This window comes from Rhizobium sp. YTUHZ045 (assembly GCF_051124255.1).
Classification (GTDB): Bacteria; Pseudomonadota; Alphaproteobacteria; order Rhizobiales; family Rhizobiaceae; genus Rhizobium.
Window position 1 is genome coordinate 384,308 of sequence record NZ_CP101433.1, and the last position, 18,012, is coordinate 402,319.

The 18,012-nt window shown below is 61.3% G+C and carries 16 protein-coding genes and 1 pseudogene; 8 read left to right on the top strand and 9 right to left on the bottom strand.

Translation table 11 applies throughout. The features are described from left to right. Positions 1-9 precede the first annotated feature (9 nt). From NMA58_RS24025 to NMA58_RS24040, 4 genes are all read right to left on the bottom strand, one after another. Positions 10-1,248: an ROK family transcriptional regulator gene (locus NMA58_RS24025; protein ID WP_434714198.1), complete on the bottom strand. Its 1,239-nt coding sequence runs from the start codon at positions 1,246-1,248 to the stop codon at positions 10-12. A gap of 40 nt (positions 1,249-1,288) precedes the next feature. Beyond that, positions 1,289-2,131, bottom strand: coding sequence for a carbohydrate ABC transporter permease (locus tag NMA58_RS24030; RefSeq protein ID WP_085782016.1), 843 nt, complete (start codon positions 2,129-2,131; stop codon positions 1,289-1,291). Beyond that, positions 2,128-3,057: a carbohydrate ABC transporter permease gene (locus tag NMA58_RS24035; RefSeq protein WP_221113633.1), complete on the bottom strand. Its 930-nt coding sequence runs from the start codon at positions 3,055-3,057 to the stop codon at positions 2,128-2,130. The genes NMA58_RS24030 and NMA58_RS24035 overlap by 4 nt, the downstream gene beginning before the upstream one ends. A gap of 84 nt (positions 3,058-3,141) precedes the next feature. Further along, positions 3,142-4,440, bottom strand: coding sequence for an extracellular solute-binding protein (locus tag NMA58_RS24040; RefSeq protein ID WP_434714199.1), 1,299 nt, complete (start codon positions 4,438-4,440; stop codon positions 3,142-3,144). Positions 4,441-4,780: 340 nt separating this feature from the next. On the opposite strand from NMA58_RS24040, the gene NMA58_RS24045 reads away from it, so the two are divergent. Continuing rightward, positions 4,781-5,827, top strand: a complete 1,047-nt coding sequence (locus NMA58_RS24045) for a Gfo/Idh/MocA family protein (RefSeq protein ID WP_434714200.1) — start codon at positions 4,781-4,783, stop codon at positions 5,825-5,827. 28 nt (positions 5,828-5,855) lie between these two features. Here NMA58_RS24045 and NMA58_RS24050 read toward each other — a convergent pair whose 3' ends face one another. Further along, positions 5,856-6,995 (bottom strand): ROK family transcriptional regulator, encoded by a 1,140-nt coding sequence (locus NMA58_RS24050; protein ID WP_434714202.1) that lies wholly within the window; start codon positions 6,993-6,995, stop codon positions 5,856-5,858. A gap of 133 nt (positions 6,996-7,128) precedes the next feature. Then, a complete protein-coding gene (locus NMA58_RS24055; RefSeq protein WP_097601245.1) occupies positions 7,129-7,317 on the bottom strand; it encodes a hypothetical protein in 189 nt (62 codons plus the stop codon). Between the two features lie 556 nt (positions 7,318-7,873). Here NMA58_RS24055 and NMA58_RS24060 point away from each other — a divergent pair. Next, entirely contained in the window at positions 7,874-8,557 is a 684-nt protein-coding gene (locus NMA58_RS24060; RefSeq protein WP_434714203.1) for a peroxiredoxin-like family protein, read from the top strand. A gap of 297 nt (positions 8,558-8,854) precedes the next feature. Here NMA58_RS24060 and NMA58_RS24065 read toward each other — a convergent pair whose 3' ends face one another. Continuing rightward, a complete protein-coding gene (locus tag NMA58_RS24065) occupies positions 8,855-9,334 on the bottom strand; it encodes a DUF302 domain-containing protein (RefSeq protein WP_183705088.1) in 480 nt (159 codons plus the stop codon). Positions 9,335-9,432: 98 nt separating this feature from the next. After that, entirely contained in the window at positions 9,433-10,410 is a 978-nt protein-coding gene (locus NMA58_RS24070; RefSeq protein WP_434714206.1) for an MFS transporter, read from the bottom strand. Positions 10,411-10,482: 72 nt separating this feature from the next. Here NMA58_RS24070 and NMA58_RS24075 point away from each other — a divergent pair, with 72 nt between their 5' ends. The 4 genes from NMA58_RS24075 to NMA58_RS24090 are packed head-to-tail and all read left to right on the top strand — an operon-like array spanning position 10,483 to position 14,527. Continuing rightward, positions 10,483-10,956, top strand: a complete 474-nt coding sequence (locus NMA58_RS24075; RefSeq protein ID WP_434714207.1) for a DoxX family protein — start codon at positions 10,483-10,485, stop codon at positions 10,954-10,956. Between the two features lie 3 nt (positions 10,957-10,959). Beyond that, on the top strand, positions 10,960-12,279 hold the full coding sequence (locus NMA58_RS24080) for an NAD(P)/FAD-dependent oxidoreductase (RefSeq protein WP_434714208.1): 1,320 nt from the start codon (positions 10,960-10,962) through the stop codon (positions 12,277-12,279). Beyond that, positions 12,269-14,131: an adenylate/guanylate cyclase domain-containing protein gene (locus NMA58_RS24085; RefSeq protein ID WP_434714209.1), complete on the top strand. Its 1,863-nt coding sequence runs from the start codon at positions 12,269-12,271 to the stop codon at positions 14,129-14,131. The genes NMA58_RS24080 and NMA58_RS24085 overlap by 11 nt, the downstream gene beginning before the upstream one ends. Before the next feature lie 12 nt (positions 14,132-14,143). After that, positions 14,144-14,527 (top strand): DUF3307 domain-containing protein, encoded by a 384-nt coding sequence (locus NMA58_RS24090; protein ID WP_245421388.1) that lies wholly within the window; start codon positions 14,144-14,146, stop codon positions 14,525-14,527. A 157-nt stretch (positions 14,528-14,684) separates the two neighbouring features. On the opposite strand, the gene soxR is transcribed toward NMA58_RS24090, so the two are convergent. Next, positions 14,685-15,110 (bottom strand): redox-sensitive transcriptional activator SoxR, encoded by a 426-nt coding sequence (gene soxR, locus NMA58_RS24095; RefSeq protein WP_434714210.1) that lies wholly within the window; start codon positions 15,108-15,110, stop codon positions 14,685-14,687. A 1-nt stretch (position 15,111) separates the two neighbouring features. Here soxR and NMA58_RS24100 point away from each other — a divergent pair. Continuing rightward, positions 15,112-15,339, top strand: a pseudogene (locus NMA58_RS24100) (Gfo/Idh/MocA family protein); the annotation flags it as partial. Positions 15,340-15,744: 405 nt separating this feature from the next. After that, positions 15,745-17,907 carry a ParB/RepB/Spo0J family partition protein gene (locus tag NMA58_RS24105; RefSeq protein ID WP_434714212.1) on the top strand — a complete coding sequence of 721 codons (2,163 nt, stop codon included), beginning with the start codon at positions 15,745-15,747 and terminating at the stop codon, positions 17,905-17,907. Positions 17,908-18,012 lie beyond the last annotated feature (105 nt).

The following is an 18,012-nucleotide window of genomic DNA, read 5'->3' on the forward strand; positions in this document are numbered from 1 at the left end:
GCGGCCGTTTCAACTGTTCAGCCGATCCATATTCTTGAGCGGCGAGCGCGTGCGTTGGGCCACGTCAGCCGAGGCGAGCATCAGGGCCGCCGCCATCGGCATGGCCGCCGCGCCCATCGCCGAGGCGTCCTCGCCGATCGAGGCGCGATGGAGCGAGGGCAGGTTCGTGTCCTCGGCGTCGAGATGCTCGTGCACGTAACGCAGCAATTCATCGACGATGCGGATCGGCAGCCGGCCGCCGACGAGCACGGCATCGGGATCGACGATCATGGCGATATGTTTGACCGCGACGGCGAGATGCGCGCTCATTACCTTCAGCCATTGTGAAACGAGGCGCTTGCCGCGCGCGTCGAGGGTCAGCAGATCCTGCGGCACGCTCACCTTGATCCCATGCCGGGCGAGGAAATCATAGAGGAAGAACAGCGAGAAGATCTCCCCGAGAAGCTGGACCTTCTGTGCCTCGCCGTCGCGGCCGTCGGCAATCGGAAGCCAGCCGATCTCGCCGCTGAGGCCCATGGCGCCGCGATGGCCGTTGCCGTCGAGGACGAGGCCGCCGCCCGGGCAGGCATTGACGGCGATATAGAAGAAGCTGCTACTTTCCGCGCCGAGGCCGTAGTTGAGCTCGGCAAGGGCAGCGGCATTAGCCTCATTTTCGGTGAAGACGGGATGCGGCGTCAGGCTCTCCAGTGCGGCGCGCACGTCGAAATCAGTCCATTCCTGATAGGCGTCGGGCTTGCCGAGCAGCGAGATTTCGCCGAGCCAATCCGGCATGGCAAGGCCGATGCCGGCAAGGCGCGCATCGTCGATCAGCCGGCTGCGCTGGAAATGCGAGATCGCATCTGATGTCAGTTGCATGAATTCCGCCGGCAGGATGAAGCGTTTCTCGTGGTGTACGCGGGCGCGCACATTGCCGACGGCGTCGACCGCCAGGATCGTCAGATGGTCGCGGTCGATGTTGATGCCGATGGCGTAATAGGCGTCGGGATTGATTTCGAGTTCGATTGCCGGCTGGCCTCTGAGCCCATGCCGGCGGCGGGCCTCCATGATCAGGCCCTCGTCCAGCAGGCGGTCGACGATGCGGGCGATTGCCGGTTTGGTGAAGCCGGTCTGCCTGGCGATTTCGGCGCGCGAAATCGGCGCCTGGCGGTGGATGCAGCGGAGCACGACGGCCCTGTTGTGCTCGCCCGCGTCTTCGACATTGGCGCCCGTCAGATCGGGGGAAAGCCTAGCGCCGAGTGTCTGGTTCATGCGTTCAATCCTTCCGCGCGCGTGGAGAGTGAAGACCCTCTCATCCCTTCACCGCGCCGCTGGTCATCGCGCCGAGGATCAGCCTCTGGAGCGACAGGAAGGCCACGATCGCCGGAACGACCGCAATCAGGCAGGCGGCTGCAAGCAGCTGGATGGACGAGTCGGTCTGCATGCCGCGGAAGTTAAAGATTCCGACGCCGATCGGCATCAGGTCATTTTTGGTGAGCAGCAGGAAAGGCACCAGGAATTGCGACCAGCCGGCAATCACAGTGATGATGAAAACCGAGGCGATGCCCGGCGCCGACAGGGGCACGATGATGCGCCAGAAGACCGAGAAGCGGTTGCAGCCGTCGATCATCGCCGCTTCGTCGAGGCTGCGCGGGATGCCGTCGACCGTGCTTTTCAACAGCCAGGTCGCCAGGGGAACGCCGAGCGCGATATAGACCATGACGACGGCGAAATGCGTGTCTAGCAGGCCGAGGCGGTTCATGTAGCGATAGAGCGGCACCATGATGACGAGCGGCGAGATCATCTGGAAGAGCAGCAGCCCCATCATCGAGAGGCCCTTGCCACGGAACTGGAAGCGGGAGAAAGCGTAAGCGGCGGGCAAGGCAACGATCAGCACGCCGAGCCCGCTGAGAGCCGCAAGCTTCAGGCCGTTCCAGAGATAGATCGGGAAATAGCTGTTGTTGAGAACGGTGATGAAGTTCTGAATGGTAGGGTTGTCGGGAATGTAGCGCGCCGCGCCGCGATAGACCTCGCGCTTGTCGCGTAGCGCCATCGACAGCAAATAGGTGAGGGGGCCGGCGAAGAAGACGAACATCACCAGCATGAAGAGATAGCTCATGGCATCGCCTAACCGGCTTCCGGTGCGTCCGCTCATTGCTCTTCCTCCTTCGGCAGGAACGACGCATAGACGAAGGCGAGCCCGAGGCTGATGATCAGCATCAGCACGGAGAGCACGCTGCCGCCGGAGAGGTCATAGTTTCGGAAGACGATATTGAAGACGTAGAGCGAGATCACTTCGGTCGCGCGCCCGGGTCCGCCGCCTGTCAGTGTGATGATCGCATCGAAGGTGTTCACCGTCTGGATGGTGATCAGGATCATGTTGACGAGGATGGCAGCGCGCAGCTGCGGCAGCGTGACGAAGAAGAACTGCTGCGAGGCGCTGGCGCCGTCGACCTCCGCCGCCTCGTAGAGCGAGGGATCGATCGATTTCAGCGCCGCATACATGACGACCATCGAAAAGGCGGTGCCGCGCCAGATGTTCGAGATCAGCGTCGACCACGGCGCCATGGCCGGGTCCGAGAGCCAGGCGACGGTCGGCATGTGCATCAGCCTCAAAATGCTGTTCAGCGCACCGTAGGGCGCTTCGGAAAACAGCATCTGCCAGATGATGCCGCCGGCAATGCCCGGCACGACCCAGGCGACGAGCGCCGTGGTCCTCAGGATCGTGGTGCCGAACAGGCCGCGCTTTTCGCCGCGGATGACGGTGACGGCGACCGCAAGGCCGAGGATCTGCTGGCCGATGACGCTGCCGCCCACGAAGATCAGCGTCGCCCAGAGAATGTCGGGCAGTTGCGGCGAGCTCAGCGCATTGGTGATCGACCCCAGCGTATAGTCCTGGGTGTCGCCGATCAGCGTTGCATTGGTGAAGGAAAGCCGGAAAACGTCGATGACGGGATAAAGGTAGAATATGCCGATGACGATGATCACCGGCATGATCCAGGGCAGGGGCGCACCGGCGAACCGGCGCATGAACGTTCTGCTTTGAGGCGGGCTGTCAGCCTCGATGGCAATAGGGCTCATTGGCTTCTCTGTCCGGGTTTGGCACTGTCGACGGCGCCTCAAGTCCAGGCGCCGTCGCGGTCGGAAGCGTGGAAACGCCCGGGATCAGAGACGCTTGTAAGCCTCCATCGCCGCGCTGAATGCGGCATCCAGGGCCTCTTCCGGTTTCTTAGTCCCCGACAGCACGTCTCCCATCATGATCTGGATCTGGTTGGAGATCTCGGGATAGATCGGCACGCCGGGCCGGGCTTGGCCATCGACCAGCGCATTGGCGAAGGTCTTGTTGGCTTCCGTCGAGAAGACCTCATACTTGTCGAAGAGCGACTTGCGCGTCGGCAGCTGCTGCTGCAGCGCGTTTGCAGGACCCATATAGACGTCGCGCGCCAGGTTGGCGCACATTTCGATCTTCTCCTTGTCCTTGCTGAAGGAGGCGACCGTCCAGCCGCCGGTGCCCGTCGACTTCTGGTCGGCCGTGGGGCCCGGGATCGGCGAGAAGGTCCAGTTCTTGAATTCCTCTTCGTCGAGCGTCGTCTTCAGCTGTGCATATTGCCAGTTGCCGCCGATGAAGAGCGCTGTCGTCGCGGCAGCCGCCGCAGCGTTCATATCGTCGTAATTGGCGATCGTCGTAACGCGCTTCGGCGCCGCACCGGAATCGACGAGATCCTTGAAGTAGTTCAGCGCCTTCAGGAATTTCTCCTTGTTCTCGCCTTCGCCGAAGATTGGCTTGCCCGAGTCGTCGACGAGTTTGCCGCCGAGCGCCCAGTAATTGGCGAGCCAGTCGAAGGTCGTGCCTTCCCAGCGCCCGCCGTTGAAGAGCACGCCTTCCATTCCCTCCTTGGTGGAGGCAAGGGCGGCCTTCTTCAATTCGTCCCAGGTCTTCGGCGCATCTGCGACCACAGACTTGTTGCGGTAGAGAACGCGCAGGTCCGTATCCCACCACCAGGCACGGATGGTCTTGTCCTTGTCGGTGATGCCGTCGCGGATAAAGGGGAAGAGATCGTCGATTTCTTCCTTGGAGAAATAGGGTGTGAAATCGGCCAGCACGTGATTGACCATGAATTGCGAGAGCACGAAGGAGTCGACGGCCGCGCAATCCGGCGCGTTGCCGGCCTTGGCCTGCTCCAGCATCTTGGCCTGTTCAGTGCCGATGTCGGAGGACATGAATTGCATCTGCAATTTCCAGTCCGGATGCTTCTTGATGAAATCGACGAAGAGCTTCTGATAGCCCTCGGCAATCGCGGGATCGGAATTGTTCGGGCTGTCGTTCGTCAGGCGGACGACGAGCGTTTTCGGCGCATCGGCAAGGCCGATCCGGTCTTTGGTGGCAAGTTCCTGGGCAACAATTGCGGATGCTGAAAATAAGACAGTGCTCAGCGCCAATGCGCTGACGGTCGCGCTCTTCATGATGGGTCTCCTCCCCATTTGAACGAATACAGCCTGGCGGTCGGTTGACCTCTCCTCATTTCCGTGCTGCATTAATTAGATTAAGTTACTTTGATTTGATGTCAAGCCAGAGCTTGGGAGGATGAGATGCTGGCGACATTCAACAGCAGCTAGCGCACGCTGCGGTTTTCGGAAGGGATGCGCGCCAAAATAAGTTGTCGACAGCACCTTAGGGAAATCAGGCGCATCCAACCCGCAATTTTCCTGACGAAAAGGCCGATCGATCGCGGATGGCCGCGATGGTGTCAGTTCGTGCTCCGGCCGCAGCGGCAGCCGGCAACTGAAGTCCATGGAGGAGAAGATGCGTTTACTCATTCTCGGAACCGGCTGCATGGCCAACCAGCACGCCGCGCGTTTCAAGGCGATCGAAGGCGTCAGCGTCGTTGGCGGCGTCGACGTCGTCCCGGAGCGGCTCGCCGCCTTTTGCACCGAACACGGCATCGCCAATCATTTCATCTCGCTGGAGGATGCGCTCGCCTGGGGCGAGTTCGACGCGGTGGCGAACGTCACGCCCGACCGTATCCACCACCCGACGACGCTTCAGGCGATCGCCGCCGGCAAACACGTCTTCTGCGAAAAGCCGCTCGCCACCGATGCCGTCAAGGCGATGGAAATGACCGAGGCGATTGAGCGGGCCGGCAAGGTCGGCATGGTCAACCTCACCTATCGCAATTCGCCGGCGCTGCAGAAGGGCCGGCAGATGGTGCTGGCCGGCGAGATCGGCGCCGTGCGCCATGTCGAGGCGTCGCATCTGCAAAGCTGGCTGGTCGGCCGCCACTGGGGCGATTGGAAGAGCGAAAGCAAATGGCTCTGGCGGCTGAGCAAGAAACACGGCTCGAACGGCGCGCTTGGCGATATCGGCATTCACATCGTCGATTTCGCCTCTTATGGCTCCGGCCTCGACGTCGCCCACGTCTTTGCGCGGCTGAAGACTTTCGACAAGGCGCCGGGTCACAGGATCGGCGAATATGATCTCGACGCGAATGACAGCTTCACGATGAATGTCGACTTCACCAATGGCGCCATCGGTACGATCCAGGCGACGCGTACGGCCGCCGGCCAGATGGATCAACTGCGCCTCAGGGTCTATGGTGAAACCGGCTCGGTCGAGATGATCTACGACACCGGTAAATCGAGCTTGCGCGCCTGCCTCGGCGAAGACGTGCACACAGCGACCTGGCGCGATGTGCCTTTCGATCCTGTGGAGACGAACTACCAACGTTTCGTCCAGGCCGTGCGGGCGGGCAAGACCCAGGAACCCTCCTTCCGGCGCGCCGCCAGCATCCAGAAGGTGCTCGACAAGGCGCTCGCCTCCGATCTCAGCCATACCGATGAGGCGCTCGGCTGAGCCCGCCGAATTATGCTGCACGGTCGGCTTAGGCCGAAGCTGGCGGCAGCAGAAGCGTGTTGAGGAAGGGCAGGAGGGCTGCACCGAGTGCCACCCCGCCGCCGCTGAAGCTTGCCGGCCGCATCGGCGAAATCCATGGCGTCAGCAGCGGCCTGGTCGAGGTGTCGCGCCGCTCGACGGAAAGCTGATGGATCAGCGCCTCGATCACGCCCTGCGGCAGGTCGCCGCCGATCATCACGACGCTCGGGGCGATGAAGCCGGCCATGGCGATGATCGGGTCGAGCAGATGGCCGGCGGCCTCGCGTATCCATTGTGACAGCGACGACGAGGAGAACTCCTCGCCCCTGAGCAGGCGCGCGAAGTCCTCGTCGCCGATGCGCGAGCGCAGTGAATCGAAACCGACGACGGTATTGAGCTGGACATTGTCGGGCCCGGTCTGCATTTCGCCGATGCTGCCCGCCCGCCCATGCACGCCGGAATAGGGTATGCCTCGGATGAGGAAACCCGCCTGAACATCGTCGTCGATGATGATCATCGCGAGCCCGCCCTCCGGCATGGCGCTGCCGATCGTGCGTTCGGCAAGCAGGCCCGCCGTGCATTCGTTCTCGACATAGGTGCGTGCGATCGTCGACATCGCGGCAAGCTGCTCGCTGCGGGCATCGTTCCAATCGTTGGCGGCGATCCCGAGCCCGACGATCGGCAATGTCGCATGCCGATCGGCCATGTCCCGGACCGCCGCATGTACCGCGCCAACCCCGTCTTCCGGCTCCACGTCGAAATAGACCCGGTCATGCACTTGGCCGCTCAAATCGATCAGCACGATCTCGCCGCGCGTCCGTCGAAGCTTGACGCCGATCGAAAACGCGCCCTCCGGCCGCAGCGCGAATTCCGTGGCCGTCGCCCCGCCGCCGAGCCCGGTGCGCCGGTTCGATGTCACGAGCTTCTCGTCGGCAAGCCGCCGCAATATATTGGTGATGCCAGGCCCGGTCAGCCCGCTATGCCGCCCAAGCTCGGTGCGCGTCAGCGGCCCGTGCCGGCGGATTGCTTCTAGGATGACGCGGATATTCCGGTCGGCGATCTCACCCGATCTCAAGCCCACCGTTTTGGCACGGGGAGCGCCCAACTCTTGAGTGTGAAGCCGACGCGGCCCCGACCGAAGATACCGCATGACCGTCTTTCTTGAGAGCACTTCGACGGTGTGTATCACGCTTATCGGTGTTCGTAACGATTTTCAAACGAAGTGCTCCGGCTTTCCAGAACCGCAACGGCGTGCCGATCATCCTCGCTGCGTCTTCTATACGCTAATAGCTGCAGGGACGATCGTTGCCGAAACCGTCGCGACAAGCCGGCCTGAGTGCGAAGTCAGCGCTGGAGTATCCAACCGATCCGGTCTGCGCCGGGTCGGTAGAGGTCGTCGTGCAGGACGACGCCGACATGGCAACGGCGATGAGCGCTGCCATCGCTGCCGGCAATTTCCACATCCGGAGCATCCCTCAACCCTCCCTTCGCCGCCAACAGGCAGCGTCTTCAGTGTGGTTGCCAAAGCAGATAGGTCGATGCTGCGATCAGGAAACTGTCATCATCGATCAAGATTGCGTTATCCTTGCGGCTGATGGTCGCCTACTTAGAAAGGGAGGGAAGGGGTTTTTTCGAAAGGCTCGGAGGCTCGAGAGAGCTCCGGCCGGCTCGTCAAGGAGAAACGACATGGCACGGGCGTTGAGAAGATCACGCTCAGTGTTGGATGTGATATCGCTTTCGATAAACTTGTCTTGGACGATCAGAACGTGCGTCGGATGAAGGCAGGCGGCTCGATCCAAAATCTCTCGGAGGACATAGCACGCCGCGGATTGCTGACCAGCCTGAATGTTCGCCCGCGGGTGTCATTTCCATGCTATGATGGGCCTGCAAAGCTCAAGTTCGACGTCTGCAATATGGCAGAGCCCGAACGCTACTTTGCCCCGGCGAAGGGGGTTTGCGCCCAGCAGGGGCTCGCCCCCCGAAGCGCTGGGTGTGCTGCCTTTTTGATCGATCGGGAGGAGGTTGTTCATGTCCACGGATAGTGTCGACCGCCCGCTGCAGCCGGGCGACCGGGCACCGAATGTTGTACTCGATGCGATCTCGCGCGAAGGCAAGATCGCGCTCGATGACTTTCGAGGCCGTAGCCCGCTACTGATCGGTCTATTTCGAGGCCTACACTGTCCATTCTGTCGGCGTCATGTCTCGGCGATGGCGCAGCTCAACCCTGCCCTGAAGGAGAAAGGCATCGAGTGTCTCGCTGTCGTCAAGACGCCCGTCGAACGGGCGCGGCTCTACTTTCGTTACCATCCACTACCCAACCTTATCAGCGCATCCGACCCGGAGGGGGCTTCGCATCGCGCCTTCGGTTTACCCATCCTCGAGCTCACGGAGAATGAAACCGAATGGCCGCACAAGCTCGGAATGGACGCGGTCATGACAATGCGGATCGATTTACCGCGGGAGTTGCCCGTGCCGATGAACCCGGCTGCGGCGGGCGACTTTCTGGAGAAAAAGGACCCGTATGAAATGACGGCGGCCGACCAGCAGATTATCATCGCCGGTCACATGCCGCTTATCGGCGAGTTCCTGCTCGATCGGGAAGGCACTGTGCGCTGGAGTTTCACAGAAGCCGAAGAGGGGGGCCAAAATCTATGCCGGGCGCCGAGTCCCGAAGAATTGATGTCAGCAGCGTCCCAAATCGCACTTCAGTAGCTGCTGAACAACTCGTCCCACGAGATGGTTGGCAGCCTTATACCAATCGGCGAACGCGCAGAGCTTCCCGTTGTATACGATCAGCAGGTCTGAGGCCACCAGCGGACCGTGGGCATTGCGAAGTCCGTGGCGAGCAACGGTCATCAGAACCAGTAGAATCTGGACCAAAGTCAGCATCGCGCCTGGAAGGTTCTCAACCAACCATCAAGGTCAGGGCCTCGGATGGTAACCTCTTTGCAACATCCGCAATGAGGAGGAAGTCGCTCCCTCCCCATTTATCACTGCATCGCCGTGACCTCATTGATGGACCGGATCCGTCACCGCTTTGATGACCTCGGACGCCATCTTGAACTCCTTCTCGCGGCTGGTGATGCCATGGCGTCGCGCGATCCAGTTAAAATCCGTATAGGCAACACGGACCGTTCCATCCTTCGCTTCGTAAACGAGAACTCTGACGGGCCAATCGAGCCCGGCCACTGGATTGGCGGTGATGAACGTCGTTCCGAGCGCCGGATTGCCGAACAGGATCAGCCGCGATGGACGGACCTTGTTGCCAGCCGCGTTGCCGAGCCTTGCTTGATCGATATCATCGAACAGCATTATGCCCTTCTCTGCGACGCTGCCTTTGATCTTTGTGACAGTCTCGTCGACCGAATAGCGACTCTTCAGAACAACGACACCGTCCCGGGCACCTGCCTGGACGATAGTGGCTGATGCCGACAGAATTCCTGCCAATGAAAGCGCGGCCATGAACAACAGTCTGATCATTCTTTGCATGTCATTTACTCCTTTCGGTTGTGTCTGCATTCAAACTCATCGCCGGCTTCCGCATGGAAGGGGCGACCCCTCTTCCGGCTACCACGGAAAGTTGGGATCTATCGGTGCGGGGCGCTTAGCGAACCCGCGAGCAGCATTGCTACCGCCAGAGCTGCGATAAGCACGTAGACGGATGCGTTCCAGCCGACGTGATCGTAGACCTGACCGAGAACCACACTGCCGGCCATGCCTCCGGTATAGTAGGATGCGAGGTAGATGCCGCTCGCTCCAGCCTTGTCGCTCCTGGCATGTTGACCGACGACGCCGGTTGCCATTGCCTGTGCGAGGAAGGTGCCGACCGCCACCAGTGTCAATCCGATCAGGATGACCGGCAAATACGCGCTGAGAAGCGCGACGAGTCCGACGATGGCAATCGCAAGCGTCAGCACGATTCCGATTGCCGGTCCCACAGCGCTTGCGAGCCTGCCGGCGAAAGGCGTGGTGAAGATCGACGGAAGGAAGACGAGATAGACAAGGCCGAGCGCCATCGGGCGTACCCCGAGCGTGACAATCCGAAAGTTGACATAGGTGTAGGTGCCGATGAACACGAAGAGGATGAGGAAGCCGATAGCGAAGACGCGTCGCAGCTTTGGATCGGCAAGATGTCCGCCCCAGATGCGCATGGTGAGGTTCCCGCGATCATCGCTCCGCATCATGCTGGTCGTCCTTTTGAGCGTGAGCCAAACCAGGGCGGCGCCGAGGAGGTTGAGGGCGGCAAACACCAGAAAATTTATCGAGAGGCCGCCAATGCCTGCGACGGCAGCGGACAGCATGCGGCCGAAGAGGTTGCTGGCAACATTGCCGGTGACATAGGCGGCTAGGGCCGTGGAGGCCTTTCCGGCGGAGAAATGCTCCGACAGATAGGCGGCCGTCAGCGCGAAGGCCGTCGACATGCAAAGCCCCTGAAGTACTCGCAGCGCGGCAAAGACGATGATGTTGTCGGTAAATGCCAGAAGCGTCGTTGGCACGGACAGGATCGCGAGGCTGATCCAGATGCCGTTGCGCCGGTCCAGGCCGCTGCCTGGTGCCTTTGGCAATCTTTTCGCCTTTGGCCTCGTCGCTCGCATTCGCCACATCAAGCCCGCAACTAAGTAAACAGGATGGAAATCATGACTATGATGTCCCCTTCTTCGACGCGACACAGAGGCGGTATTATTGGACTTTATGTCGCCGCTCTCGAGAGCTTCAACAGCCTGCCCCTGTCGCTCGCCCAACTTGTTTCCCGTCTGGCGGTGGCCCACGTCTTCTGGCAGTCGTCGCAGAGCAAGCTTGCCTCCTGGCCGGTGACAATTCAGCTGTTCACCCTTGAATACCAGCTGCCCGTCATCGATCCCGGCGTGGCCGCCGTACTTGCGACGACGGCCGAAGTGACTGGCTCGATCTTGATTTTTCTAGGCCTGTTCTCTCGCCCCGCCGCCATTATGCTGCTTTGCGTCATCTCGACGATCCAGCTCCTCGTCTACCCGCAGAACTGGCCGGACCATTTGCTCTGGACGGCGCCGTTGCTGTTGATCCTGACGCACGGGGCCGGCGCCGTTTCGCTCGATTATCTGGCAGCGCGCCTGTTTCCGAGGGGGCGCTGAGCGATGCGCGCCGTTGTCGAAGAGACAAGTGGCGGCTCGCCGCTCATGAGCCCAAGGGCACGTCAGGCGGCGAGTCACCGCCCGAGGGTCGTCATCCTCGGAGCCGGTTTCGGCGGCCTTGCCGCCGCCAAGGGGCTTCGGCACGCGGACGTGGATGTGACGGTCGTCGATCGGCGCAACTATCATCTTTTTCAGCCGCTGCTTTATCAGGTCGCGACGGCCGCGCTTTCGCCAGCCCAGATCGCCATGCCGATCCGCCGCATTCTCTCTCGGCAATCCAACGTCACTGTGCTGATGGAGCGTGTCGAGGGGATCGACAAGAAGAACCGGTTCGTTCAGACCACAAATAGTCGCATCGCCTACGACTATCTGGTCGTCGCCACCGGTGCAAGGCACGCATATTTCGGAAAGGATGAATGGGCGGAGACCGCGCCCGGGTTGAAAACAATCGCCGATGCGACTGAAATCCGTGCCCGGATCCTGTCGGCCTTCGAACGTGCCGAGGCAGCCGAGGACGAAGCCGAGCGGCGGCGGTTTCTCACCTTCGTCGTTGTTGGCGGCGGCCCGACAGGCGTTGAACTGGCTGGAGCAATCGCCGAGCTGGCAAGAAAGGTCATCGTCCGTGACTTCAGGCGCATTGATCCGTCCTCGGCTCGCGTGGTGCTGGTCGAGGCCGGCAATATCGTTCTGCCGACCATGCCGGCGAAATTGTCGGGAGAAGCCCGGCGACACCTGGAGATGCTCGGCGTCGAGGTGTCCCTCGGGGAAGCGGTAACGCGCTGCGACTCTGAAGGAGTAGCGCTTGCCGGCGGCCGGCAAATCCGATCGTCCTGCGTGCTGTGGGCGGCCGGTGTCATGGCCTCCAGAGCGGCCAAATGGCTTGGCGTGCCCGCTGATCGCGCAGGCCGCGTTCATGTCGACCGGAACCTCAACCCGCCGGGCAATGACGAGATCTTCGTGATCGGCGACACCGCGGCGGTCACGGACAGGAACGGCAGAACGGTTCCCGGAGTGGCGCCGGCCGCCAAGCAGATGGGCGAACACGCGGCCCGCGCCATTCTCGCCGGTCTCGATGGTCGGACCGCTGGCCTGTTCGGCTATCGCGATTTCGGAAATCTGGCAACCATCGGACGCAATGCGGCGGTCGCCGACTTTCGCCGCATCCGTCTTTCAGGATTTTCCGCCTGGCTGGTTTGGAACATCGCCCATCTCTGGTTTCTCGTGGGCTTCCGCAATCGCTTCGTGGTGTTTGCGGACTGGGCGCTGGCTTATGTCCGCTATGACCGCGCCGCCCGTCTGATTACCGACCGCCATGAGCGCTAGAACATTCCCACGCATAAAAATGGGGCGTGCGGTCACTGCACTGCTGCTGCTTGCGGTGTTGTCGACGGCGGCGCTCGTCCACCTGGTCTGGTATCGTACCGCAAGCCGGAATATTGAGGCGGTCGTCGCGAGCCTCGATGCTCAGAGCACCGCTGCGGTCCGCAACGAGCTTTCTTCTAATCTGGCGCTGGTTTCGAGCAGCGCGGAGATCGTCAGATCGGTCTTTTTCCAGGGAGCGATCAGGCCGGACGACGAGGTGAAGCGTGAATTCCTTTTCCTGTCGTTGCTGCGTGAACAGCCGGCGATTGCCTGGATCGGTTTCGGCTTCCCGGACGGGCGCTTCTTTGGGGCGCACGCGCTGCCGGATGGCGAGATCGAAATGGTGGAGATCGGTTGGGCACCCCTGAGCAAGCCGCGTCCGCTACGCCGCGATCTCTACAAGCCAATCCCTGGCGATATTTTTTTCGAAAATCGGCTGAAGGCCGAGAGTGTCTACGTTCCGGAGGGCTCGCCATGGTACAGACTTGGCCGGACCAGTGCAGAACCGGCCTGGAGTCTCGTCAATATCCTTCCGAACGGCTTCGAACCGGCGATTGTCGTCTCGAAGAAAGTCGAGGTGTTCGGCCATTTCGAAGGTGTGGTGATGGTGGCGGTCAGCCTGCATCGGTTGTCGGCGATCCTTGGAGGGCTCAAGATGCCGGAAGGCAGCAAGGCCTTTGTGCTAGCGCGGGACAACGCGGTACTGGCGACATCCGAGCCGTCAGACGGTATGGTCGCTGCTCATCTCAAGGATTTTGCCGCCTCCGACGCTCTGGCCGCGGCAGTCGCCATGGCTGCCAGTCCCGAAAAGCCAGACGGTTCCCGGACGCTGGTGGCAAGCAAGGCGCTCGGCCCAATCTTCGTGTCATCTGGCAAGTTGCCGTTCGAAGACTGGCGTCTGGTCACCGCCATACCGCGGGCCACTTTTGCCCGTGACATCGACGCCAATACCGAGCGACTGATCTTCATCATCGGGGGCATTGCTGTGCTGGCCGCTGTGACGGCGATCCTGTTTGCCAGAATTCTCTTCGCTCGGCCACTGTCGCGCCTTGCCGAGCAGCTGCATATGATCGAGAGGTTCGAACTCGACGCCGTGGAACATCGCCCGGCGCTGTTGACTGAACTCGATCATTTCTCCTCCGCCCTGAAGCGCATGTCGAGCGGCCTTGCCGCGTTCGCGCGCTTCATGCCGGTCGAGGTCGTTCGTCCCCTTGTCGATGGCGGTCTTAAGCCTCGTCCCGGCGGCGAACTCAGGGACATAACGGTGTTGTTTGCGGATTTGCCAGGCTTTACGGAACTCACGGAAGAGTTCGGCGCTGGCGTTGAACCGAGCCTGACGCGGTTTCTGACCCTGTCGATCGCCGCTATTCATGCCGAAGGCGGCACAGTCGACAAATTCATCGGCGATGCGGTGATGGCGATCTGGAATGCCCCCGGCAATGTGCCGGATCACGCATTGCGCGCGTGCCGCGCCGCAGCGGCAATTCGCGATGCGATGCATGCCATGGCGCCGATTGCGCCCAAGCATGATGAGATTCGGGTGCGTATCGGCATCAACACCGGCGTGGCCCTTGTCGGCAATATCGGCTCGACTGAACGCCTCAGCTATACGGCGATCGGCGACGTCGTCAATCTCGCGAGCCGGCTCGTTGGCGTGGCCAAGGACAAAGGCGTGGAAATTGCGCTAAGCGACGAAACGCTTCGAAAGACCCGAGACCTTATTCAGACAAGGCCGCTTGGCTGCGTCGGCATACGGGGAAGGATCGCGCCGGTCCGAGTGCACACGATCGATCCGGCGGTTATGGCGGACTGAAGGAGCATGACGATGCTGCTGCTCACAACGCTGATTTGGTTGCAAACCAAGCACTTCATGGCTGACTATGTCCTGCAGCCCGAATGGATGATTGCCGGCAAAGGGAACTTCAAGAAGCCGGGCGCTTATGTCCACGCTGGCATCCACGCCCTCGCCACCGCGCCAATCCTCTTGGTTGCAATCACGGATCCGACGTGGATTTTCGCCATTGCCTCGGGCGAGTTTCTGATCCATTTCCTCATCGACCACTTGAAGGCCATCCACGGTCAACGTCAGCCGCACCCGGTCAACACTCGTTCATTCTGGATACTTCACGGTGCCGACCAGCTCGCTCATCACCTGACCTATTCGGCAATCCTGGCGATCGTGGCCTGGGATACTGTGTTCATTTCTTGAAGCAGACATTCGAATCGTCGTCTCGGCTGTTGAGATCAGGTTATGCGGGTAGCGTTCCGCCATAAGCCAATCTTCAGTGTGGAGGTGAAGTCGGGACATGACACATTAAATAACCGGCAAGATCGTAAGATCGTTCGGCATACCATTGGAGGCTCATTCAACCCAGCCAATACCTCGCCCCCGGCCCTTTGCGCCCTGCCACGTCGGCAGGGTTCGCCAAGCGACATCGGTCGATCGACAGGCAGCCGCAACCGATGCATTCGCCAAGACCGGACCGTAGGCGCTGTAACTCGGCTATGCGCTGGTCGATACGCTTTGCCCACGCGCTCGACAGCCGCGACCAATCCCGACGTGACGGTACGCGATCGGCCGGCAGCTTAGCGAGCTCGGCGCCGATCTCCTCCAGCGTCAGCCCGATCCGCTGTGCAAAGACGATGAAAGCGATCCGCCGCAATGCAGACCGGTGGTAGCGTCGGTGTCCCGAGCCGGCGCGCTCCGATGCGATCAACCCACGCTCCTCATAGAAGCGCAGAGCTGATGAGGCAACGCCGCTGCGTCGCGACGCCTCGGTGATGGTCAGCATCGGAACCGGCAAATCGACGCTGCGCGCCTGCCTTGGCGAAGACGTGCATACTGCGACCTGGCGTGACCTGCCCTTCGATCCGGTGGAAACGAACTACCAGCGTTTTGTCCAGGCAGTGCGTGCGGGCAAGACCCAGGAGCCTTCCTTCCGGCGTGCCGCCAACATCCAGAAGGTGCTCGACAAGGCAATCGCCTCCGATCTCAGCCACGCCGACGAGGCGATCGATTGAGGCAGCCGAATCGCGCTGTACTTCGGCTTAGGCCGAAGCCGGCGGCAGCAGGAGCGTGTTGAGGAAAGGCAGGAGGGCGGCACCGAGCGCCACGCCGCCGCCGCTGAAGCTTGCCGGCCGCATCGGCGAAATCCATTGCAAAGCCGGAAGTCAGAACTGGCGCAACATCGTCGATCAATTCAGACTGGATGTACCGAAACTTGCCAACACTTCGGCCGCGCCAGACGTAGGTCTCGCCAACAAATCCACCAGAAGAACTTGCGACTTCGAAAAACGCCGAGGCAATCGGGGTCTCCTGCGATCATTCCAGGCGAGTATACGCAAGAGGGAGAGGAGGGAGGGGGATTCTGAGACGGGTTTGGAAGGCAGGAGAGAGCTCCGGCCGGCTCGTCACGGAGAAGCGAAATGGCACAGGCCATTGAGAAAATCACATTGAACGTTGGACGCGACATCCCTTTCAATAAACTGATCCTGAGCGAGCAGAACGTCCGTCGGATCAAGGCAGGAGTCTCGATCGAAGATCTCGCGGAGGACATAGCACGTCGCGGACTGCTGACCAGCCTGAATGTGCGTGCTGAAGTCGACGGCGACGGCAAGGAGACCGGCTTTTATCGCATCCCCGCCGGTGGCCGGCGTTATCGTGCGCTTGAGCTGCTGGTCTCCCGCAAACGGCTGGCAAAGACAGCCGGTATTCCCTGCATCGTCAGCAGCGGCGATACCCTCGAAACCGAGGATTCTCTCGCGGAAAATGTCCAGCGCGTCGAACTTCATCCCCTCGACCAATACCGCGCGTTCCAGGCCTTGTGCGGGCAGGGGGTTGGCGAAGAGGAAATCGCAGCGCGCTTCTTTGTCTCGGCCGCCATCGTCCGGCAGCGCCTGCGCCTGGCTTCGGTCTCGTCGCGACTGCTCGAACTCTACGCCAATGAGGAGATGAAACTTGAACAGATCATGGCTTTTTCCATCAGCAACGACCACGTCCGCCAGGAGCAGGTCTGGGACACGGTCTCGCGCCAGCAGGTTCGTGAACCCTATTACATCCGCAGGCTCCTGACCGAAACGACGATCCGCGCGAGCGATCGCAGGACCGTCTATGTTGGCATCGATGCTTATGAAGCCGCCGGCGGTGTCGTGATGCGTGACCTGTTCGAGCAGGACAACGGCGGGTGGCTTCAGGATCCGGCGCTGCTCGAGCAATTGGCGCTCGAGAAACTGGCGGCAGACGCAGAAGCAATAAAGGCTACGGAAGGCTGGAAGTGGGTCGAAGCGGCCTTCGACTTTCCCTACGGGCATACAGCCGGGCTGCGTCGCTTCTATGGGCACCAGGCCGAAATGACCGACGAAGAGACTGCTCGATACGGCACGCTGAAGGCCGAATACGACGATCTGGATGCAGCCTATGCGGAGGCCGAGGAAACGTGCGAGCAGACCGAACATCGCTTGGAGGAACTCGGGAACGAGCTCGACAGGATCAACGACCGGCCATATGTCTTCGATCCTCAGGATGTCGCCCGTGGGGGCGTGTTCATCTCTCTTGGCGCCGGCGGCGAACTGAAGATCGAGCGCGGCTTTGTCCGGCCGGAAGACGAACCGCAGCCGGAGACGGTGGAGACCGAGGCAGTGATGTCCGGGAGCGATGACGGCTACGAGGTGAGTGGATCATCGTCCACCGGTGGGGCAACGCTCGACGGTCGGGCCGCTGCCGGTGATGAGGCAGACGAGGAGGACGGTGCCATCCGCCCGATATCCGATCGTCTGCTTGTTGATCTGACGGCGACGCGCACGGTGGCGCTGCGCAATGCGCTCGCCAACAATCCGGCTGTCGCGTTCATCGCCGTGCTGCACGCCTTCGTCCTGAAGAGCTTCTACCATTATGGGTCGGGCACGTGCCTGGAACTGACGCTGCAAAGCGCCACCTTCGGCCAGACGGAAGGGCTCTCTGGCACCGTCTGGGCCAGGGAGATCGACCAGCGGCAGGAAGCATGGGGCCAGGACCTTCCGAAGCTACCCGAGGATCTCTGGGACTTTCTGATCGGGCTCGATGAGGTCAGCCGGCTGGCATTGTTTGCCCATTGCGCATCCCTCTCGCTGAATGCCGTAATCGAACCATGGAACAAACGCACCCGCGCGATCGCTCATGCCGACCAGCTCGCCCGTGCAATCGGCTTCGACATGGCCGATGCCGGCTGGACCCCGACGGTCGACGCCTATCTTGGAAGGGTCACCAAGGCGCGGATCCTGCAGGCCGTGCGGGAGGCGAAGGGTGAACAATCGGCTCACCTGATCGATCATCTGAAAAAAGCCGATATGGCGCGCGAAGCCGAGCGCCTGCTCGACGGCAGCGGCTGGTTACCCGAGCCGCTGAAAATGGCGATTGAAGACGCATCGGCAGACAGCTCCGGAACAGCAGTCGGTGAGATCGCCCACCGCGCTGCCGATGATGTTCTGATCGAAGCCGCGGCTTCAGATCTTCCGGCTTTTCTCAGTGACGAGGTGAACGCCGAGCAAGCGACGGCAGAGCCGAATGACGCCTTTCGGCAGGAGCTGAAGCATCTAGATGCTGCCGAGTAGGCTTTAACCATCCGACCGATATGGTCCGGCGGGTATGCCGGGCCTTCGATTCCGATCCACGCGCATGGTCCGGCTCCAACAGGAGGCCGGACCACTTTCGTTTCA